This is a genomic window from Paenibacillus sp. OK076 (genome assembly GCF_900110055.1).
Classification (GTDB): Bacteria; Bacillota; Bacilli; order Paenibacillales; family Paenibacillaceae; genus Paenibacillus.
On record NZ_FOCH01000001.1, the window covers coordinates 2725345 to 2747142 of the forward strand.

At 45.2% G+C, this 21798-nt stretch carries 16 protein-coding genes; 1 reads left to right on the forward strand and 15 read right to left on the reverse strand.

Annotated features, from left to right (window positions below; all coding sequences use genetic code 11):
* Positions 1–333: 333 nt before the first annotated feature.
* From BMY78_RS32795 to BMY78_RS12050, 10 genes are all read right to left on the reverse strand, one after another.
* Positions 334–939: a hypothetical protein gene (locus BMY78_RS32795; protein ID WP_177185712.1), complete on the reverse strand. Its 606-nt coding sequence runs from the start codon at positions 937–939 to the stop codon at positions 334–336.
* Between the two features lie 1174 nt (positions 940–2113).
* Positions 2114–2221: a recombinase family protein gene (locus BMY78_RS33080; RefSeq protein ID WP_143067024.1), complete on the reverse strand. Its 108-nt coding sequence runs from the start codon at positions 2219–2221 to the stop codon at positions 2114–2116.
* 476 nt (positions 2222–2697) lie between these two features.
* Entirely contained in the window at positions 2698–3171 is a 474-nt protein-coding gene (locus BMY78_RS12025; RefSeq protein WP_090898562.1) for an Imm26 family immunity protein, read from the reverse strand.
* Entirely contained in the window at positions 3149–3322 is a 174-nt protein-coding gene (locus BMY78_RS32800; RefSeq protein WP_177185713.1) for a hypothetical protein, read from the reverse strand. Before BMY78_RS32800 ends, BMY78_RS12025 begins: the two co-directional genes overlap by 23 nt.
* Before the next feature lie 2 nt (positions 3323–3324).
* Positions 3325–3501: a hypothetical protein gene (locus BMY78_RS32805; protein WP_177185714.1), complete on the reverse strand. Its 177-nt coding sequence runs from the start codon at positions 3499–3501 to the stop codon at positions 3325–3327.
* 309 nt (positions 3502–3810) lie between these two features.
* Positions 3811–4236, reverse strand: coding sequence for a MarR family winged helix-turn-helix transcriptional regulator (locus BMY78_RS12030; RefSeq protein ID WP_090898565.1), 426 nt, complete (start codon positions 4234–4236; stop codon positions 3811–3813).
* 139 nt (positions 4237–4375) lie between these two features.
* Entirely contained in the window at positions 4376–5116 is a 741-nt protein-coding gene (gene nfsA / locus BMY78_RS12035) for an oxygen-insensitive NADPH nitroreductase (RefSeq protein WP_090898568.1), read from the reverse strand.
* A 326-nt stretch (positions 5117–5442) separates the two neighbouring features.
* Positions 5443–6546 carry a Gfo/Idh/MocA family protein gene (locus tag BMY78_RS12040; protein WP_090898571.1) on the reverse strand — a complete coding sequence of 368 codons (1104 nt, stop codon included), beginning with the start codon at positions 6544–6546 and terminating at the stop codon, positions 5443–5445.
* A 210-nt stretch (positions 6547–6756) separates the two neighbouring features.
* Positions 6757–7884 carry an NtaA/DmoA family FMN-dependent monooxygenase gene (locus tag BMY78_RS12045; RefSeq protein WP_090898574.1) on the reverse strand — a complete coding sequence of 376 codons (1128 nt, stop codon included), beginning with the start codon at positions 7882–7884 and terminating at the stop codon, positions 6757–6759.
* Positions 7860–8945 (reverse strand): LLM class flavin-dependent oxidoreductase, encoded by a 1086-nt coding sequence (locus BMY78_RS12050; RefSeq protein ID WP_090898577.1) that lies wholly within the window; start codon positions 8943–8945, stop codon positions 7860–7862. Before BMY78_RS12050 ends, BMY78_RS12045 begins: the two co-directional genes overlap by 25 nt.
* Positions 8946–9194: 249 nt before the next feature.
* On the opposite strand from BMY78_RS12050, the gene BMY78_RS12055 reads away from it, so the two are divergent.
* Complete coding sequence (locus BMY78_RS12055; RefSeq protein ID WP_090898580.1) at positions 9195–9548, forward strand: winged helix-turn-helix transcriptional regulator; 354 nt, start codon at positions 9195–9197, stop codon at positions 9546–9548.
* 306 nt (positions 9549–9854) lie between these two features.
* On the opposite strand, the gene BMY78_RS12060 is transcribed toward BMY78_RS12055, so the two are convergent.
* The 5 genes from BMY78_RS12060 to BMY78_RS12080 all read right to left on the reverse strand — a co-directional run bounded on the left by BMY78_RS12060 (position 9855) and on the right by BMY78_RS12080 (position 21771).
* Positions 9855–11279 (reverse strand): glycoside hydrolase family 32 protein, encoded by a 1425-nt coding sequence (locus tag BMY78_RS12060; protein WP_090898583.1) that lies wholly within the window; start codon positions 11277–11279, stop codon positions 9855–9857.
* Entirely contained in the window at positions 11276–12946 is a 1671-nt protein-coding gene (locus BMY78_RS12065) for a glycoside hydrolase family 172 protein (RefSeq protein ID WP_090898586.1), read from the reverse strand. The genes BMY78_RS12060 and BMY78_RS12065 overlap by 4 nt, the downstream gene beginning before the upstream one ends.
* Before the next feature lie 165 nt (positions 12947–13111).
* Positions 13112–17788: a GH32 C-terminal domain-containing protein gene (locus BMY78_RS33250; protein ID WP_256222069.1), complete on the reverse strand. Its 4677-nt coding sequence runs from the start codon at positions 17786–17788 to the stop codon at positions 13112–13114.
* A gap of 204 nt (positions 17789–17992) precedes the next feature.
* A complete protein-coding gene (locus BMY78_RS12075) occupies positions 17993–20239 on the reverse strand; it encodes a GH32 C-terminal domain-containing protein (protein WP_371129163.1) in 2247 nt (748 codons plus the stop codon).
* A gap of 29 nt (positions 20240–20268) precedes the next feature.
* A complete protein-coding gene (locus BMY78_RS12080; protein ID WP_371129164.1) occupies positions 20269–21771 on the reverse strand; it encodes a glycoside hydrolase family 32 protein in 1503 nt (500 codons plus the stop codon).
* Positions 21772–21798 lie beyond the last annotated feature (27 nt).

Below are 21798 nucleotides of genomic sequence, written 5' to 3' on the forward strand. Positions count from 1 at the left end.
CCGATCGTTTCCCACCAAGAAACGATTATATAGTTCACTTTTCCTCTCAGACATGCTACGACATTAAACTGCTATTAAAGAGAATCCTTTTAAACTTCGATATCTTGAGATTGAGCCTGTAGGTGATGTAATAAATCCCTTCAAAGATGAAGCATATATCGCAAAGAGTCTAGGGTCATGAGATGACTTTCAAATGAAAAAAGCCGTCAAGAGATGAATGACGGCTTTTTTCGTGTAACTAGTATATTCGAAAGGCTTCCCGTTGTAGAACGCACATCATTCCATCTAGCTTAATCTTCTGCAATAATAGAGAAAGAATCAAATCCTATTTGATTACTCATTTGCAAAATGATGAAGATCTTCAAGTTCCACATAACCAACTCTGCCAGTTTCGTCAAATTTAATCCTTGCTCGAAGGGGATTATTTAACTTGTCTACTTTAAAACCAACCAACTCTCCTACCATATTTCCTGTAACCACAAAGAGTTGATGAAGCAAATCCAGTACAGGCATGTGAGGTTTACCATCTGGAGTTTCAGGAATTGACCAAAACTTGCAATCTAGAAAAATCATTGAAGTAATTGGAGCTGTGTTTTTTTCACCATTATCTGTCTCACGGTAATAAACTTGGGCAGCATCCTGGAATACCTCCTGGATCGTTCCTCCCCTCCCCTCTGAGAATATGATCCCGCAGGAAGCAAGGGTTACAAGAACATCCTCCCATATGCTATTGAGAAAGTATTTTGCGACATGAGTGGCAAACGGAGTAAATGGTTCATGACCATAATGCCACGTTGGAACAGCTAAACTTCGATTTATTGGTGTTAGGTGGTTCTTTAGATCATTAGCAATTTCCCAAGCTGGAAGCATCCATCCGTGCAGATTAGTTAATAATTCCTCGTTAATACTTTTTCCGTCTTTACTTATAATGTCTTTCATGTTTTTCGGAAATTCATCGTATGGCTTTTTTGCTAATTTTTCGATGGCAGTAGTAAGGGATTCTTCTGATCAACCAGCAAAAAGTGCCCCAAGGTGTGTTGCTTCCATGCCGCCTGGCCCCCCACCACTTACGACATTGAAACCAGATTCAGAGAGCATTTTAGCAATTTGTGCAACCTTTCAGTAAGATTTTCTACCGCGCGGCTCTTTATGTTTGCCCATGATTGGACAGGACGGCGTCCTACCTGCATCTCTTTCGCTAAAAATGCATTTATCTCTATTCACGCGAATTTTTAAATTCATGTGCTTTTTTCTAGCCACGTGATCTTCATCATGATACTATTTAGGTAAAAATCTAATCCGCAATGACACAATGTTCTTGTCCTTGGACAGGTGATTGCTTCTGACCCTGACGTCCATGTAGTAGTGTTAGAACATTGTTCCATTGCCTTCCTCCTTACCTTTTTGCGACAACCAAAAGCCGTTAATCATCATTGCACAGATTAACGGCTCAAAAAATTTAATCTTTTCACATATGCTTCAACTGATTTTTGTAATACTTTCTTTTCATCATTCCTGAATGCTTCTTCTGATCAGCATCGCAACATGAGGTGTATAAGACTTCATAGTATAAATATTACGTTTGGCGCTTTCATGTTGATATGGCGGCTGACGAAAATTGCTAATTGATAGAGTTACTGAAGTTAGAAGTCAAAGCTTATAAGCATACCGTTTTCGGTGGTGTAACCTTAAGGGTTAAAATCGGAGATCATATTGACGATCGTTATGGAATAGCAGTTACTTTTACTGATGGCACAGGTTCTTATCAATAAGTATCAACCGGCTGATAAAGTCACATACAACAAATCCCATGTTCAATGAAGCCAACCCTCTCTTATGATATTAACCTTTTTAATGGATGTTCAAAAAAATAATTTAGTAGAACCCTTTTCCCCTTGAGAGAACAAAGGGTTCTACTAAATTATGTGTGATGATTTTGGCCTCAGCATTCCTGTGAATCTCCAAGCAATACATAACTTAAATGGCACCGAGTCCTCTTCCCTCTTTAAACATGACTGCCTGCTTCTCTATAAATTCTACAGCTGACAGCTCATTATTCTTCCAGTTGAGATACTCGGCATTCAGGACTGACCTGGTGTAATTGTGTTCAAATTCATTTGTGACCGCCCCAAGGTTTGCCTTTTTTCTTGGCTTCAGCAATACCCTCAGCCAGTGCTTGCTTAATGCCTTTACGTTCCTCTTCGGCAAGCCAGCTAAGCATCTCACAAGATCCATAATAAGCTGCCCTATCCCTGAAACTCCTAGTACTTTCTCGTATCGAGAATCCTAATGTCAATCACCACAATATGAATTTTTGCAATGATCAGCCATTGCCTCTCTTTTCTACTTCTTATTCCACCCAACCGTTTGATGAACTTAACAAATTATTTATGCTGGCCAGAGCATTTTTAAATATTAGATACTCATAAAATCGGTAATGAGGACGGTTTCTAAAGTCTAAGTAACAAGTGTAGATTTGTCTAGGTCACCATCTAATCGGATTTGACACAATGTTCTTGTCCTTTTCGGCAATGGTACAATGTTCTTGTCTCGCGACAAACTTGTACTGACTGCGCTAATTCCCATTGCTCACATAGCGGGTGGTTTTTTGTTTTGCGCGTTCCATGCATGCACTCAACTGGCTAAAGCCATAATAAAAAAACCTTGAGGGCAATTAGCCCATCAAGGTAACATAAACTAACCTGTATAAATTAACTCATTATAATACGGGTTCCATTCTCCAGTTAGAAATCTAGCATTGACTGCCTTTTCTAGACTAACAGGTGACCAAGACTCCAGTTCAGGGACTTCTTCGATCTCTGAAGCACTGGGGTCTTCATTCACAACATCACCCATATGATTTACCAGCATATACCCATCCTCAGTTTCCACTTTGTACAACGGAAATGTCATGCTTGGTATTGATCCATTTCCAATTACACTCCAGATACCATCTTCAATCCTAGAGTTTACAGTCTGTATTAAGAAAATAATTGGTTTAGACGTAATTTCACTAATCGTTGGGTGTTCCATTGATACCAAATCATATACAATCATACAATCTGATATCCTTCCTTCAGAAACAACTTGGCCATAACAATAACGACCCTGATCAAGTCTTATTGCGAAGACATCTCCTAACTTCACCTTAACCCTTTTTTTGCCTGCCATTATTAGTCTCTCCCTTACTATTTCTTTTTAGGTGGGCTAATAACGTCTTCTTTTCACCTTTTCTCACTAATCTGATTTCGTTTATTTTGTAATGTTCCACCATTTTTTTTTGCAAACCACCATATTGGTTGATTTTTTTCTGCTCAAGCACATTCAAATCTTCCCCACGCTTGGCGCGCGCCCCACTTCCTTAAATTTATATTCAGCAAGAGGGTTACTTCTGTCGTGTTCTTTCTGTCTTGCTTTGTATCTGGCATCACTTTTTGCCTGTCCAATATACTTTCCGCCATTCTTATCAGTACGTTTATATACAACGCCTTTTTTACTCACCTTAGCAGCAGCCTTTTAAGCAGCCTTCTTAACAGCAGCTTTGACTACTTTTTTAGCGACTACCTTTACAACGAAGACAATAACAAATATTATAAATGGATTATTTCAAGCGTCATCCACAAATGTAATAGGATTATTTACTCCGTAGCTGTACCCATTTCGATTCAGCGGGTTATCCAGATCCAAATCTTGTTCAGAGTCCAATGAAATGAAGGAACCAAGTTATGTTCTTGTCACTCGACATGAGTACATGTGGAAATTTAATGATTTATATTTAGTTTACTAAGTATAAATCAAAAGAATAGAGAGTCACACTATATTCCTCTCCATTTGTTGCATGAGTTTTCTTAGTATCAACCGTTCTTCCGTCGAAATCGATTGAAGCAATTTCTCCTGCTGTTCCCTCCATTTAATATCGACCGGCTTTTCTAATTCTTGTCCTTTGTCCGTTAGATAGATACGCATGATCCGCGCATCTTCTACATCACGTTTACGATATATAAAACCGTTCTGCTCTAATGATTTAACCATGTTCGTTACTGTAGGTGGTTCACATTTCAAGTGTTCACAAAGCTGCATCTGGGTTACCCCATCACCCAACCATAGACGATACAACAAATTATCTTGCCCCACATAGAGATTAAGTTCTCTAAGAGACTCACTATAATTCCGACGCATCTGGGAAGAAATTCGATCTAATGACTGTCGAATATCACAATCAACCGCATCTGTCATAAATTATCCCTTCCTGTCATTCAAATAATATTTAGCCCGCTAAATTTATCACGATAAATTACAGTTGTCAATTTACCTTAGAGAGCTACCGCTATTATCGGTAGTTCTAAAGTTCAGGAAATTCAGCTTTGTCATAAACCTATTTTTTTGCAAATCCTTGCTTGTTCAAATAACTCATCATTTGAGGTTGAATACTTCTCTGGAGATGATCTTGGATGTGGTTACTCCATCCCTTTACTTTTTTCACAGTGAAAGGGGCTCTTGTCGGTCGATTTTCATAATACTTCAACATCGTTTCATCATAAGTTGCTAGTTTTTCTTGATTAAGAGAACTGTAATGATTTTCAAGCAACACCATAGATTGCGGTAGGCGAGGTTTCAGATCAGGTTTATCTCCAGCTGGAGTACCTATGCATAATCCCACCAAAGGAATCACATATTTCGGTAAATTTAATACTTCAGATAGTTCGTTAATATTAGCTCTAACCCCACCAATAAACACACCGCCAAGTCCCAAAGATTCGGCAGCTGTTAACGCATTTTGCGCCACTAGTCCGGCGTCGAACGAACCAATTAACAGAAATTCTATATATTCAATATCCACTTCTGGGGCAATTTGATGATTGCGATTAAAATCTGCACAGAAAATCCAAAACTCAGCCGCTTCTTCAATATAAGGTTGATTGACTGAAAGGTTTCTGACTTTTTTCCGAGTCACCGGATCAGTGATTCGAATAATGGAAACGGCCTGTAAGAGACTGAATGATGAAGTTTGATTCGCTGCCTGAAAGATCGCATTGATCTGTTCCTCAGTCAGGGGTTGAGATGTATAAGAACGAAACGATGTATGGTTATGAAGCAACTCAAGTGTCTGATTCATTAAAATCCTCTCCTCTATCCGTTTATTTCATATTCCTTGTGGTACAAACCGCGCTCCTGCAAGATGTGCACATCGAAATCCGCAACACCATAGTGGAAATCACTTATTTTAGTTCCGAAAATAATTAGCCTGCTAATTAAATGTTAAATGATTTTACTATTCAGTAACATTGACACTATCATAAATATATTTGTTGCATCTGCAAAGAGGGCAATATGGATGAACTTAGTACAACTTTTTGTACCTTTAGATGATGCATAATCCTAACCAATAAGAATCCGCAGCAACAATGTGATTGAGTGCTGCGGATTCTTGTGTTTTTTAGGTTAAAAGTATTGGCGTTCACCCGTCTGTGCTGATTTTTCAATGGCATCTAGTAATTGATGAAGTTTCACCGCATCAGCAAAAGTAGGTGCTAAGGTTGTACCTTCTTGAATATCTTGTGCGAATTTACGATAAGCCTGAGCCATATTCAGAACAAATCCGGAGTCATTTTTTAGAGATTGTGGGCCCCAGTAATAGGAATCGGGAATAGTTAGTTCATGAAGTTCGTTGTCAGTAGCTCCTGCACCGCGTAGTTGGTGTGATCCAAATTGAATGGATGCGGGCGCACTCAGTACGATCGTTCCCTGATCTCCGAAAATTTCAAGGGTAAGTCCTGTCTGGTGTTTAACGCCACCTTGAATATGAACACTGGCAGCGGCACCACTCGTTAATTTTCCAGCAATCAGTATCTGATCATCTGTCGTCTTCTTAATAGTTTTCTGAATATCCACCAATTCAACTTCAGGAAACTGCTGTGCTGTGAGAGCAGAAAGTTCGGTAAAGTCTCCAAGCATGTAGGTAAATGCATCCAGATTATGTCCACCTACAATGGTCAGCAAGTTTCCTCCTATCTTCCGATCAAACAGGTAGGCATTGGACTTATCACTCACGCCACCCATGGCATCAATGGAGATCTTTAAATTGGCAGATAACACTTTACCCACATAACCTTCTGCTAATAAATCTTTCACATACTGAACGGCTGGGGCTTGTCTGGCCTGTAATCCAATCGCATTTGGTAATTTTGCGGACGCTACCCATTCCTGCATTTCAAGTGCTTCACCTGTATTCGATCCCAGTGGCCATTCACAATAGATCGGTTTTCCAGCAGGCACGATGGCTTTAACGGCGCTAAAATGTTCCTTGACGTTAATACTGACAACGACCATGTCCACTTTAGGATGTTGAGCCAGCTTCTCCATGTTATCAAAGCCGTGATCTGCGTAGAACGCTTCTGCGCTTTTCTTCGCACTTGCCATATTGCTCGTACCCACTGCTGTAAGCTCAAACTCATCCAAATGCTCTATAGCTGGAATATGTGTACCACTCGCCCACCCATTATTAATGGAAGCCCCTATGATTCCTGTACGAATTTTATTACTCAATGTAAAACATCTCCCTTATTTTAAATATATTCTCTCAGCCGCTCCTGTTCTTTGGCGGATCAATCACTTATATTAATTCATTGCTGCAGCAAATTCTGCAGAATTAACCCATGTCATCGCAGCTGAAATAATAGGATATTCAATACCAAGTAGTTCTGTAATTCGGTTTTTCATCATTAATATCTCCTCTTGTTAAACGAATTTTAATATTTACTTCGTGTATTTATTCTCAGGGTAAGGTAAACCTAAATTCCCCCGAAGTGTGTCGTCCTCATATTCCTTGCGGAATATGCCTTTATCTTGCAAGATGGGAACAACTAATTTAATGAAGTCCTTAAATCCTGCTGGATGATCTTGTCTAATGAGCAAGATATCCATGACGCCTTCTCGATACCAATGTTCGATTTGTTCAGCAACGTGCTCCGCCGATCCGATCAACCCCGGTTTAGGCATTCCATAACCTTTAGGCATCCATGATTCGATTTCCCTTAGCTTTTCCAGGGCTTCTTTTTCCGTTCTACCAACGATCGGATTGTGAGAAGGCATCATCAACAGGTCATGTGGTGAACGGCCCTGATTTTGTACTCTACGTTTCAGTTCAGCAGTGAATGCTTTGAGGTATTCCAAATCATGTCCAGGAGCCATGATAACTTCCGCATGCTGTGCAGCATTATCCATGAACTCCGGGGAAGTACCCGCTTGAAAGACCACGGGTCTGCCTTGCCTCGATCGACTGATATTTAACGGTCCCTCTACGGAAAAGTAATTCCCAGTATAATCTAAGGAATACATTTTACTCGGATCATAAAATATCCCTCGTTCCTTATCACGTATAAAGGCATCATCTTCATACGAATCCCAGAGGCCTTCAACAATCTCTAGAAACTCTTTTTGCATGGGATAAAGATCTGCTTTTCTTAAATGGGACCGACTGTAATTGGCTAATCCTCCAGAATTCGATGTAATTGCATTCCATCCTGCTCGGCCCTTGCTAATCTTGTCGAGTGAAGCGATTTGTCTGGCAACCGTAAATGGATCAGCATATGAAGTCGCTATGGTTGCGCCCAAGCCAATGGAGTGTGTTACCATACTTAGTGCAGACAAAATGGATACGCCCTCAAACATGCTTAGATAGTGTGGGATCATGCCCGGTCCAATATGACTTACGTCTGCCAAAAAGATGAGATCAAACTTTCCCTGTTCAAGTTGTAAGGCTTTCTGTACGTAATACTCAATATTTTCACTGGCATCAGCTGGAATATCAGGGTGTCTCCACCCCGAGTAATTCCAACCCACGCCATCAATAATTCCTCCTATTTTAAGTATTCTTTTTTCCATGGTTGAATGCTCTCCTTTTCACGTGCTCGCTTATTTTCCTGTGATAAGCCTAATTCTTTGGCCAACAATTCATGCCCTTTCTTACGGCTCTCTTGATTGGGGTAAAAGTCTGCAATCATGATTTCATCCACTAAACTTGCTTTCGAAAGCTGACTGAGCTGCTCTGCAACTTGTCTAACACTTCCAATCACAAAGCGATCCTTATTACGTTCCCTAGCCAGCTCTTCATGAGGCGTGTATCGGTGATTTTTGGCTTCTTCCGGTGTAGGAAAAGTAAGATTTCTCTCCCCTGTACTCATCTGTGCCCACATTAATTCCGCCGGCCCCGCGGTATATTTAGCCTCTTCCTCCGTTTCAGCTGTAATAACGATCGTCGCTAACATACTTTGAGGTTCAGTTAAATAGGACGAGGGCTTAAAATTCGAACGATAAGCTCTCAACACAGGAATAGCGCGTTGTGGTGCCAAATGAGCTGCGAATACAAACCCTAATCCTTTTTCCAAGGCAAAATGTAATCCGCCCTCGCTAGATCCCAGCATAAACATATCCGGAACCATTGAATGATCCCCCGGAGGATGGATGTGATTTAACGGGTGGTTGGCTTTAAAGTCACGGGCAAAGAAGGAAAGCAAGTTATCTAATTGCTCTGGAAAATCATTCACTTCCATTAATTCTTGGGATCTTAACAATGCCCACATGGTTCTGCCATCCGTACCTGAGGCTCGGCCAATCCCGAGATCTACACGCCCTGGATGTAATCCTTCAAGAAGCGTAAAGTTCTCCATGACTTTCAAAGGGCTATGATTTGGTAACATGATTCCTCCAGAACCTACCCGAATGCTTTTAGTGTGAGATGCTGCGTGCAGACTCAGTAAGTCTGGTGAAGTACTCATCAAAGTTGTTGTGTTATGGTGTTCAGTGAACCAATACCTGTTGAACCCCCACTGCTCTGCTAGTTGAACCATATCTGTCACGTTCTGAAGACTCTCCGTAGCCGAGGTACCGTTATAGATATGGACAAAGTCTAAAATTGAAAGCTTTAGTCCGATTGATGTATTCACATCAGGTACTCCTTTCTGTTTTCACACTTATTATTTAGCTTGCTAAATATAGAATTAAAAAATATACTTATTACTTAGCTTGCTAACTATAAAACCAAAATGAGTTTATATTTTGACACTTTAGCCAAACTAAAATGATTTTGTTTTAGTTGTTGATCCAATCATAAGTGTATCCGTTTCGTTTGCAAAGAGGGCAATTTAAATGAACCTAGTACATTTTTTTGTACCTACAGATTAGGAGAGATATCAATGAAAGTCTGTAATGATGGATTTGAACAAGAGTTTATGGATGAAAAAAGTGATATGTACGCAATAGCCTTTGCCCAGAATGTTCTTTCCGGACGTTGGAAGTACTTTATACTGTGGTTCCTAAAAAATGAAACACGCCGTTATTCGGATATCAAAAAATTCCTTGGAGATCTTTCTCAAGGCTCTCTTACCAAGCAACTTAAGGAACTAGAGAATGATGGCGTTATTCGACGTGATGTTTATCCGGAAGTTCCTCCAAAGGTTGAGTATTCATTAACAGACAAAGGAATGAAGTTACTCCCCGTCCTTGAAAAGATGGAAGACTTCGGTAAAATGTACGGCGGAAATAATTAATTTGAGGAATTTGAATAAATAATTGGCGATTTTTTTAGGCTTAATGAGATTTTGAGTGCATGTGCTAATCGTTAGATATACATCTAATCGGTAATCGGACGATGTTCTTGTCCATTCCGGCAATCGGTACAAGTTCTTGTCCTTGGCTTGGGACAAGAACTTGTACCGATAAAATAAAAAAGCCGCTAAAATAGCGACTTTAATGGGACCATGTTCTTATCCCTCGACAGGAATGCACTCCGAGAGTTTAATTCAAAAAGTCGAGCAAGGAACTCTTATTGGGTCCCCTGCTCGACTTTTTCCATATTATTCTCTGATCGCAATTTTCACATTGCTGAGTTGAGCACTGCCTTGACTGACGAACAAGCCCAGCTTCCCTTGAAGAATATCATACATTCTGGCACTCATCGCAATGTCATCGTCCACGTAAATTTCGCATATCGATCCGTCAACATACACTTTGATTTCATAAGGACGATTGGGAATAAGCTGAACGGGGCGTTCCAGCTCAACCTCATAAGGGAACGTCTTCCCCCCCTCTTCCGACTGCATAATCGCCCCCCGAAAGCTAATGCGGTTCCGCTGTGGTTCCAGCGTGACATAATAGGCCGCATCTAGAGTGACTTTTGTCCGGAGCATCAGCCCAACACCTTGAGTTTGTTCAGAGAATGAGACAACAGCCGATATTTTACATTGATCGGGTAAATCTTCCGAAGTTGTACAACCGGCAAACCTATACGGTGACTCGCAAGAGATCGATCCGTCTGCGAACTCCCACTCTCCAATAATACCATTGAATTGAACAGGCAGCGTTTTGACGAAAGCGGCATCAACCGTTTCCGGTACTTTTACGCCAAGGGTTCCATCCGCCCGCTGAACGATTTCATGCACAATCAGATTCCCGCCCCAGTCCCAAGTGTCGTAATCCTTGCCAAGGGACTTCGGCGGATTCCAGCCGAATAAATCGTCATTCTTCGTCGGATTCCATCCAAACAGATAGCGCTTCTCACCGTCTGAAACGGATTTGGCAGCATAGTAGGCACGACCGTCGAAGGTATCTTCCTTTGGAGTAATCCAAGGGCCTTCCAGGGAACGGCTCATCCGGTAAAAGGTCGCGAATCGTCCGGTATAAGAGGAGTAGATCAAATACCACCAATCCCCGATCCGAAACAAATCGGGACATTCGTGAGCCCCCACGTGAAGATTTGGCGAGTACAGGGGCTCGCGGTACTCCCAAGCTTTAAGATCCTTGGATGACAGCAGCGCGGTGCATCCCTTTCGATTAGTTGGCCCTTTTGCCATCGCTGCAAGCAACATCCAGTACTGGCCTTCCTCTTCATTCCAGAATACGAAGGGATCACGCCAATCGGATAGCTCATATATTCGGTCGTCAGCGGTAAAGGAATCCTCAGGGATCGCCTCCCATGTCTTGAAGTCTCTGCTTATCGCATGACATACCAACTGCTTGCCTTCAGGAAATATGCAATAGAACATATGGTAGATGCCGTCCACTTTCAGAACGTGACCGGTGCCGCCTTCGATCTTGCAAGCTCCTTCTTCCCGATAATTCACAAAATCCTTCGTTCCGACAAGATACCAGCCGTGATCGAGGTCCTCCCGGTAGTTATCTCTCCATCCGTGCAGATAGAACAGCTTAAACTCCCCGTCTTCATAATATGGAATAACGTCTCCTACCCATGCGTTATCCGGCCGATAGAAAAATTCCTTCATCTTTTATGCCTCCTGGTGTTTAAAGTAACTAAGCGGTCATTAACTGAAACAGGCCTATAATCATCGCTTGTGCACCGCTCCTGATACCAATAAACCGTGGAGGCATACAAACATTGGTTATTTGGGCCCCATTGATTCTCTTTATATTTTTCAATAAATCCCTCGAAGGAGTTCATGAAGGGAATGTTATCACAAATATGAAATCGGCTAACCGAGGTATGTCCGTTCGCATCCAATTCGATAAACGGCTGACTGGCGAAAGCACTGTCAAACATCGGGAAGGGAGGCTCAGCCGCCCAGGCATAGCCGATATAGTCCTCGCTGCCCGTTCCGAAAGTGGACGGAAAGGATTCGCCATCCACGAAAAATTTCTCGTCCCCTTCTCCCCACCACCAATCAATCGTTTTTCGATCCCAACGCCCATACCACCAGGTTTCGGCTTCCTCATCGGGTTTCTCCCAGGTATTGTACACGTGAAGGTGAACGCCGCAGAACCTTCCCCGGCCTTTCGTCATCAGCAGAGGCCAATCCGGCCAGCGATCCCCGCCTTCCTTGAAGCGCTCCACGTCCAAATCCAGATAATCGTCCCGGTGCCATTTCGCATGAAAACGCAGGAGATCGTCAGTATAAGATGTTGTTAAGGGAAAATAACGGATATTAGCTGATATCTCACACGGCTGCGTTCCATCATTTTCAATTTCGATCCTGGCGCCTTCCGAGAATGGCATGTACCAATAACTGTACATTTCATGTTCATTCATACCGAGAGGCAGTGAGCGGTACGGCTTGATGCCGGGAGCGCTTCCAAAAAAATCACCCAGTGGAGCCCATACGGAGGGATCTACTCCATTGTCCCATTTCATTGAGATGGCCAACTGCCTAACCAAGATCCGCTGCTGTTCCTCGCTCTTTCGTCCAAGGTCAGTCCTGATCCGGATCATGGAGATGGCGCCGGCCCCCTTTTTATCAAAAAGCACTGCCTTGCCCCCTGCTGGTACGGATACCGTTACGTTCTCGAGGGAAGACCCTTCCGTATTCAAGGAAGAATCGATTCCTCTTTGCTGTAATACCCGATCCGCTTCGGCCAGTGCAATAGCTGACTCCTTGTCGATGCTACCATCAAAAGACGGCAGTTTGACTTCGGAAGGGAATGAAGTATAAGTGATGTGGTAATAAGCGCCCCAACCTTTATCCAACAGCACCTTGCAATGTTTTTGAAAGGAGATCGGAATGAAGCTGTTTCTTCCGCGGGATAATGTTGGCGACAGATTCGGAAAATTGGCCGGGGGCCCTTCCTGGTTGAATTTTTCAAAATAATCCCGGAAGGGCTGATTGATCACAGGGGTATCGGCATGATCAATATAAATCCGGATATGTCCATCCTCCGGAAGCGCAGACCAGAATCTCCAGATCACGCCAGGACCGCTAAGTTCCATAGCGACGATGCTGTCCCCTTCCTTGCGAATGAAGCCCCCTCCGTCATCATTGGCGCCCCAATTCTCGTATAAGCCGGTCTCGGCAGTATAAACAGAACTTCGGTCAAAGCTTGAGAAGCACCCCGATTTCTCACCCGCCTGCGGCGGTACCGCCAGCGATTCAAAGTCATACAGTCTTCTCACAAGGTCCTTATATAAATAAGATGGCTGCTCTTGCTTGGCTTGAGTCATACTGTATACTCCCTCCTTTCTTACCTGTTGATCTTCTCCATACTGCGATAATTTAAGTCATAGACCTCTCCTAAAGCGGATATATCCGCTTTTTTCTTGCTTCCGGCACGCTTATCCATTCCCTGCAAATCCTTCAATATCTCTGCGGGAATTTCGATCTCTGCATCACTGTCTGATCTTCAGAGCGTTCTTTTCATCGTTGGCCGATGTTCTGACCGGGAACCCACCTGCCGTTCTTCCTTCTCCATTTCGAATGACAAGCTGCTCTGACTTGCTCGGTTTGTTTGCGGTGACCACAGAGTTATTCGGAGGGCTGATAGGACCGGCTGGGTCGATTGAATTGGTCGGATTATTTGGATTAGTGGGGTTATTCACCTTAACAGGTACATTGAAGTCATCGACGTTAATATGTCCAAAACCACCTGTGGATTGGTCAACCACCTTGATGTAAAGCTCCTCGCCGATATACGCGGACGCATCCCAAATCTTCCGTTGATACTCTTCATAATTGGTGGCGGTTTCTTTGAATAACTCTTTGCCGTCCGATACCCGTACCAGCGCAACATACAGTTTATCGATATCGCGCCCGCCGCTGACCAGAAAATTGAGTTTACCGTTCCCGCCAAGGATGAAGTTCTGTGATTTAAGCGTTCCCGTTAAACTGTCGCCGCCGGCTTCCTCATTGAAGCCCCACAAATGATAGCCTCCCGGAATTTTATGCGACGGGTTGAAATAAATCGTGTCCCAGAAAAACTGGGTATCGGTCATATGGACATTCTGGAAGGCGTCTCCTTCCGTTATCCAGCCTGTTAAGTCGCCTGTGGCAAAATCATGGTTAGGCAGGTCCGTAATATCGGTGTATACGGAGTTGTCCCAGTTGTCAGGCACATCGACCGGAGCAGCCGGTTCACCCGTCAAGGCATTCATATTCCATACTTCCATTGACTTGACCGTTATATCGTTGTCGCCCCAGACCTGCAAGCCCAAGGAGTCGTATCTGCCTACATAGACGCGGGTTGTCAGCTTTTTCTTGTAATTGGCAAAGGCTTCAACAACCGAGCGATCGAGGAAAATATGGAGCTTCAGGTTCTCTCCGTCCAAATCCACGTATCCGCCTTGAATACCATCCACGCGTACATCCGGATCAATGCTGCTTTTTGTCCGATCTACATTAAAGGTCCCGTTTGTCTTGTCATAATAAATCAGCGTCTCTTCTTGGCCATTATCGGAGCGCCGCACCTTGAGCCCAAATTTCTGGGCTTCGCCCGGATCAACTTCCATCACAATCTCCAGCATGTCGCCTTTGACATTTTGAATCAATTGATTGGCGGCAGCCAGATTTTTGTCCGAGAAATCAACTACCTTATCTCCCCGGAGACTCTGCAATTCTTGAATGGGCTCAATGCGCAATTGATCATGGTCGTCTAGGCTTAGGGAAACTGGCAGTGCCAGATTATGAGCCCATCCGGCTTGATATTCGGCTTGCGGCGTTCTTACATTTTGCACCATGGAGTAAACGACCGTTCTTCCGTCAGGTGTGACCATACCGCTCTCTGCGGTTAAATAGCCATCGCCCACATCCATTTTGGAGGGTGCCTCCTGGTCGGGAATAAATTTGAAGTGATCCCGATCCCAGGTGCCTATCCAATAAAAGACCTCAACATCTCTTTGCACATCGTTCGCTGGAGGCACTTGCTCCGGTTTCTCATGAGGATTGATCATGAAAATATACTTTTGATTTCCTGCGCTATCCGTGCCTAACGGCAGCAATACCGGCAGTTCCCATACCGTACCGAGCTCCGGATACAGGCTTCTGTCGCTAACGAATAAAGGCCCCTTATACTCCCAGTTGTACATGTCGTCGGACACATACACCAAAGCTGTGCCGCTGCTGAAGTCTTGAAGACCTGATGTCACTAACTGATACCACTTATCCACCTCTTCGTCATACCAAACGAACGGATCGCGGAACTCGTTATGGATGCCGTTCCCGTTCTGTTCCGTCACCGGATCAGGATATTTCACCCATTGTTCCAGATTGGGGTCGGACAAATCTGTCGGAGTCGCCAGCCCTGTTCTTTGATTCGGCGACAGGGAGTCATTGCCGGCAGTATAGAACAGAACAGGATTGCCGTCTCGATCATACGCTGCACTGCCTGACCATGCGCCGTCTGGATCAAGGGTGCCCGCTTCGGGGGCAAGAGCAGGCCTCACATTTTCCCAATGTACCATATCGTCACTCACCCAATGTCCCCAATGGATTTGATGCCAGTATGGACCTTGCGGGTTATGCTGATAAAACAAATGGTATTTGCCGTTATAATAAATCGGCGCATGCGCTTCATTCATCCAGTTTTGTGGAGGCATCGCATGGTACTGAGGACGATGCTGATCGCCATCAAACACACTTGGATCCTCATCAATATCGCCATTCGGAATTTCCGGGACCGAACCGCCGTGAAGCGACTTCACATTCTCATACTCAGCAAGGATCTCCTGATCAGTGAGGACTTTGTTTTGCAGCTTCACTTCATCAATGAGTCCAGAGAACATATTGTAAGAGAACAACCCCGCCAACTCTACCGGTTTATTATGTTTACCAATGATCAGGTTTTCGGTAGAGGGTGTGATCGGAACGTTGACAGGGGTCGCTTGGGAAGCCACTTCCTCACCGTTCAGGTACAACTTGATCATTCCATCCTTTTTGTCAAACGTAGCCGCCACATAATTCCATTTGTACTTTTCGAGTGGATGATCTTTTACCCATACCTGAATCCACTGGCCGCCAATTCCGACCTGCATGGACCATGTACCGTGCCGGTACATGCCAAGCGCGAAGCCTTCCGCCTTATCCTGATCGGACTGGTTCACGATTGCAGACAGCTTGTTTCCATCTCCCCATTCGTAGCTGCGCGGCGCGACCCAAGTTTCAAGCGTTAACGCGTCACTTACAGGAACTGCATTCTTTGCATTGACCTCGATATTATTTGAGTATCCGTCGAACAGCAGGGCGCCGCCTTTTACTCCGCGCGGAGTCCATCTCGGTTCCTTGGAGTCCATGTATCTGGCGTTGTTAAATACATAGTTCACATCGTGTTCAAGATTGCTTACTTTCTCAAGCGCCTTTTTTCCTGCGTCTTCATCAAGACTCATGTGAAAAATGGTACCCGTACCATGAGCTTGAAAAGCATCAACGGAAATACGAGCTTGATTGGATTGATCGATAACCTTGATATAAAGCCGCTTATTATAGTATTGCTGCATTTTCCAGGAAATCTTCTTATTCGTACTGACATCCCCGGTCTTCTCAAGCAACGTGTCAGTACTGGCATCATATAATGCGACGTAGGCATGCTGCGGATTGACGATGTCCAAAACAGTGAAGTTAATAGTCCCGGTTCCCTGCAGAGTGAAGGTGCTAGAGGTAATCGATCCCTGTCCTTCCAAGGAAGATTTGGCAAAATAGTTGCCTTCTTTACCCGCTTGAGCTTCATTGTTTACTTGAAAAGCGTTGCCCTGGGCGGTCCAGTTCTCTAAATTTCCGGTTTCAAAGCTGGAATTCTGGATTTCAGTCGGCAAAATGTTATCTGCCATAACTCCTTCTTCCGGTACGAGTTCATTGAAGCTGTTGAAGGCGTCCGCAAAGATTACTCCCCAATCCGAGTGCCCATTATCAACGATCTCCACATACAGCTTCTTGCCGATATACTTGGAGAGATCGGCTTTATATTGCTCCATATTCGCGAGCCTCAGGCCCTGTGCCGGATCCGGGAACCCCGACTCGTTAAATTCGGTGTTACCGTACCTGGCAATCAGTTCACCTGTGTCCGCATTGATGACGCTCACATACACTTGATCCGTATGCTTGCCTCCGCCCAATCTGAAGGTAATCCAGCCTGTTCCGCCCAGCTCGAAGGTGCTGGAACGAAGCTTACCTGTCGCATCCTCGTTATACTTCAATCCGTTTAAATGATAAGTGCCTTCCTGGTTATACGGGATTTCTTCAACCCAATAGGTTGTTTCGTCCGACACGCTGTTCGGACCAAACGCCTCGCCTTCTACAACCGTCCAGCCTGTTAAATTCCCTGTTTCAAAGCCGGGATTTTCGATTTGATAGCGTTTGAAATCCGGCTTGATATCCGTGGCGGCAATTCCTACGGCCGGCTCGGCTTCATGGTACATGAAGAAGGCGTCCGCAAAGATCACGCCCCAATCCGAGGTTGCATTGTCAACGATCTCCACATACAGCTTTTTGCCCAAATATTCGGAAAGATTCGCCTTATATTGCTCCATATTGGCAAGCCGCAAGCCCTGATCGGGATTTGGGAAGCCAACGTCAGCGAAGGCGCTATTGCCATACCGGGCAATGACTTGCCCCGTCTGGGCTTCCACGATATTTACATATGCCTTGTTTGGATTTTTGGCACCGCCAAGCTTGAAGCTGATCCAGCCGCTGCCACCCAGCTCGAAGGTGCTGGAACGGAGAACGCCGGTTGCAGCCTCGTCATGCTTCCAGCCATTTAAATGATAAGTACCTTCCTGATTGTACGGAATTTGTTCCGCCCACCAAGTGGTTTCGTCTGATACGCTGTCCTGACCAAACGCTTGGCCTCTTACAACCGTCCAGCCTGACATATCCCCGGTTTCGAAGCTTGGATTCTGGATTTGATAGACTGTATCCGTAACTGATAACCCCTCGTCAGCCTTAGGGGTTAACGCCTCCCGAGCATCTACTCCAGGAATATCGGCTGCAGCCGATATTCCTGGAGCAACAAGCTGGAGAACCAATACCCATATGACCATTCTGGAGATCCAGGTTTCCCTTGTTCTTACGTTCCTCATTCAAGATCCTCCTCCATGATTTCATATTCAGAAAACATCGATACCGCATTTCGACATGCTCTCCCTGTAACAAGGATGAATAGTCATGAAGGAAGGAGAGAAAAGATAAACGTATATGTGAAGCGCTTCCAAACTGCAGAGTACAAATTTTCCGAGATTTGCTCCCTTTATCCAAAGGGTGTAAGGAGCGCCTAAGCGCTCTTTTTACCAAATCGATTTCATCTCCCATATATCCATCGATTTAACCAACAATTCCCCATCTCCCCAGATCTCAAGCCCCAAAGCATCTTTACGGCTTGGATACACCCGGGTCGTCAGACTTTTCAATCCGTTTGCATAGGCTTCGACCATGGAGCGGTCCAAATAAATATGAAGCTTTAAATTCTCCCCTAGCAGTTCCAGCTTACCGCCTTGGATCCCTCGGCACTTTTCTCCCGGATGAAGCGTCGTTTTCGTTCGATCAACCAAGAGCATCGATTGGTTCCAATCATAATACAGCAGGGTTTCTTCTTCGTTATCCGGCGTACACCGGACCTTGATGCCGAGTCGTTTGGCACTGCCAGGCTCCATCTCCAGTTGAATCTCAAGCATGTCTCCTTGTACATCCCCCAGTAGTATATTAGCCTCAGCCAATGATTTGTCCCGGAGCGATAACCGCTTGGCACCACGCAAGGATTGGAGCTCTTCAATCGGCTCCATTCCCAGCCGTCCGTCATCCCTCAAATACACGCTTAACGGCAAGCCGCCATTATGAGCCCAGCCCGATTGATATTCCAGCTCGGACGTCCGGTCACCTTGCGCTATCGTGAACACAATTTTGCGGCCGGTCTTTGGATCAACCATTCCGCTCGGACCGGTAAAATGGAAATCACCGACGTCAATCAATTGCGGCTCCTCTTGATCGGGAATAAATGATAGATTTTGTTTGTCAAGCTGCCCTATCCAATAGAATACCTCGACATCCGCTCCCTGTCCCACTGGACTCACCAATAGAAGATGCTTGTTCACTCCCTGCTTGTCGCTTCCAAGGGGAAGAAGCACAGGAAGCTCCCAGATGGGTCCGAGATAAGGGAATTTCTGAATATCCGCTTTAAATAATGACCCTTTGTACGTCCAATTCAGCATATCCTGTGATGCAAATGCGAGCGCTGCTCCACCTTCGCCTTCGATCCCGGACCCGACCAAGGCAAACCATTCGTCATCGTCCTTCCACACGAACGGATCCCGGAAATCTCCGAATACGCCCATACCCTTCTTCTGCACGATCAACGGCTCCCCGTGTTTGACCCAGTGAACCAAATCCGGATCTCCATCCCGGGAATAGGTGCTTCGGGCAAGCGCCACGCTCTGATTGGGCGAAGCACTGTCATTGCCCGCCGTAAAGAATAAGACAGGCAGGCCGTCTGCATCATATGTCGCGCTTCCCGACCATATCCCGTCCGGTGCGAGCTGATCATTTTCAGGGGCTAATGCCACAGGAAGATCAAACCAATGCACCAGATCCTTACTTACCCAATGTCCCCAATGGATCTGATGAAAAAACGGCCCAAGGGGGTTATGCTGATAGAATAAATGATAATGCCCGTCAAAATAGATCGGCGCATGGGGCTCGTTCATCCAATGAGCCGGCGGGCTGACATGATACTGCGGTCTATGCCGATCCGGCAGCAGTGGCGTCCGATCCAGCTTGATCTCATCATATGTTAATTGTGGATGGCTTCCTCCATGGGAGGTGTCCAGCACATGCCGATAGGAAGTGGCCACCTCATCCGCGCTCAGAGGCCGATTATAAATCTTGAGCTCATCGATGATACCGCTAAACATGTGCAGGCTGAATACTCCCGCCAGCAGGTTGCCGTGATTATTTTTGCCGATGAGCAGATCCTCGCCCACAGCCTCGGCCAAGCGGGAACCACGAGGCAAGACGGCCGAAGCAATTTCATTGCCATTCAAATACAGCTTCATTTCCCCTTGGTCCCCATCGAACACGGCACTCACGTAAGACCACTCATTCTTAGGCAGTTCATGGCCGTCCGACGACCAAACTTCCTCCCATCTGCCCCCTTCAAGACCGACTTGGAAGGACCAGGTGCCATGACGAAACATGCCAAACAGATAACCCTGCTTGCGATCCGTGTTGTAGCGATTCACAATGGCGGACAACTTGCCCTCATCTCCCCATTCATACGAGCGCGGTGCTACCCATACTCCGATGCTTAGCGCAGAAAGATATTGCGGCCCGCCATTCGCATCTCCCTCATTGAGCGGATGGGCAATATAAGTCGAGTAGCCGTCGAAGAGGAGTCCGTTTCCCAAAACTCCCTTTCTCCACTGCGGATCGCACGGTTCGGTAAACTCCGCTTGTGTAAATACGTACTGAATATCATCCCGATCTTGGGAGACGCTCTCCATCGTGCTGGCTCCGGTTCCTTCATCGAAGGCCCAAGACATAATCAAACCCTGATTGTTGGGTATTTGGTTCACGATTCATCCCTCCTCGATGTATTTCCTGTGTTGTTATTGGAAATATGAATGGACTGAAGTGTATGGACATACAGCGAATTCAGTACAAACTGCCCTGATTCCGTACTTATTGAAATATGATCTACCTGGGCAACCGGAAAAATTTGATCCGTCAGCACAACCAGGCCTTCATTCGCATACACTTCAAGCGAATTGCGATCCAGCCAGATATGTAGCTTAATTTTCCCGTTTTCCGGAGCCAGCCTAACTCCATGCTGACATGCAAACGAAGGATGGAAGTCCGTTATGCCCGATTTGAAACGATCGATGAATAGCCATTGACGCACAGGGTCATAGCCGATGATTGTTTCACTCTGCCCGGACGATTGCATTTTGATATGAACCTCGCCCGCAGTACGAATATCGATGTCCGCTTCAATCTCCAGTAGATCATCCTTTGTCTTTATCATCAACGGGACATCCTGCGTAACCGTGACATCAGACCAGCTTTTCGACTCTTTCCGCAGCTGTACTATTTCCCGGACAGGCATTTGGGTTAGCACGATGCCCTCGTCCCGACTGGTCAGTGACAGGGCGCGAGGCAGAGTCATTGCGCCTCTCCAGTCTCCGGTTGGCGTCTCGTTTGCATATTTCCAGTTGCTCATCCAACCGATGATCACACGTCGTCCGTCTTGTTCATGCATATCTGACCAGGTGACCCCTGCATAGTTGTCCCGACCGTGATCCAACCACCTGATATGATCAGCCGAATTGTCGTTGATGAATGTATTTCCGTCGAACTCTCCGATAAAATATTGCGTGCGTGATCCTTCCGGAAAGGCAGGGTTATCCCCAATGCTAATGATAAGTACCCATTTGGAACGTCCACTGTCATCGATTGGCAATTCAAAGAGATCCGGGCATTCCCAAACGCCGTCATGCGAGCCTTCCTCTTGCCCGAATTCCCCTGTTAATGTCCATTCACGCAAATTTTCCGACCCATAAAACCGAGCATGATCTCCCGCTACAATGGTCATTACCCACCGCTCACTTTGTGCATGCCAGAACACTTTCGGGTCCCGGAAGTCTACCAGATCCATTTCGGCAAGAATCGGATTCCCCTCATATTTATGCCAGGTTCTTCCTTTATCGCTGCTGTAAGCCAAGCTTTGCCGCTGGCGCGGCTGTCCGGTCTTTGGACAAGTATCCGCTTGGGTAAAGATCGCAATCAATCCATGAGAGCCCGCGAACAGTCCGCTGCTGTTATTAAAGTCAACCACACAGCAACCAGAAAAAATGGCTCCATGCTCATCAGGGAACAGAGCGATAGGTTCATGTTGCCAATGAATCAGATCATGGCTTACGGCATGGCCCCAGTGCATCGGCCCCCATTTATTACTATAGGGATGATGTTGATAAAACAGATGATATTCTCCCTCATAATAGACTAATCCGTTCGGATCGTTCATCCAATGGGATGGAGGCGAAAAATGATATCCCGGTCTATATCTCTCATCCATAAGCTGTTTATTTGACTCCATTACCTT

Excerpts from the sequence above, each read along its gene's own strand:
- BMY78_RS32795 (WP_177185712.1), bottom strand. The coding sequence starts at position 939 with ATGAAAGACATTATAAGTAAAGACGGAAAAAGTATTAACGAGGAATTA.
- BMY78_RS33080 (WP_143067024.1), bottom strand. The coding sequence starts at position 2,221 with ATGCTTAGCTGGCTTGCCGAAGAGGAACGTAAAGGCATTAAGCAAGCA.
- BMY78_RS12025 (WP_090898562.1), bottom strand. The coding sequence starts at position 3,171 with ATGGCAGGCAAAAAAAGGGTTAAGGTGAAGTTAGGAGATGTCTTCGCA.
- BMY78_RS12030 (WP_090898565.1), bottom strand. The coding sequence starts at position 4,236 with ATGACAGATGCGGTTGATTGTGATATTCGACAGTCATTAGATCGAATT.
- nfsA (WP_090898568.1), bottom strand. The coding sequence starts at position 5,116 with ATGAATCAGACACTTGAGTTGCTTCATAACCATACATCGTTTCGTTCT.
- BMY78_RS12045 (WP_090898574.1), bottom strand. The coding sequence starts at position 7,884 with ATGGAAAAAAGAATACTTAAAATAGGAGGAATTATTGATGGCGTGGGT.
- BMY78_RS12055 (WP_090898580.1), top strand. The coding sequence starts at position 9,195 with ATGAAAGTCTGTAATGATGGATTTGAACAAGAGTTTATGGATGAAAAA.
- BMY78_RS12060 (WP_090898583.1), bottom strand. The coding sequence starts at position 11,279 with ATGAAGGAATTTTTCTATCGGCCGGATAACGCATGGGTAGGAGACGTT.
- BMY78_RS12065 (WP_090898586.1), bottom strand. The coding sequence starts at position 12,946 with ATGACTCAAGCCAAGCAAGAGCAGCCATCTTATTTATATAAGGACCTT.
- BMY78_RS33250 (WP_256222069.1), bottom strand. The coding sequence starts at position 17,788 with ATGAGGAACGTAAGAACAAGGGAAACCTGGATCTCCAGAATGGTCATA.
- BMY78_RS12075 (WP_371129163.1), bottom strand. The coding sequence starts at position 20,239 with ATGTCTTGGGCCTTCGATGAAGGAACCGGAGCCAGCACGATGGAGAGC.
- BMY78_RS12080 (WP_371129164.1), bottom strand. The coding sequence starts at position 21,771 with ATGGATGAGAGATATAGACCGGGATATCATTTTTCGCCTCCATCCCAT.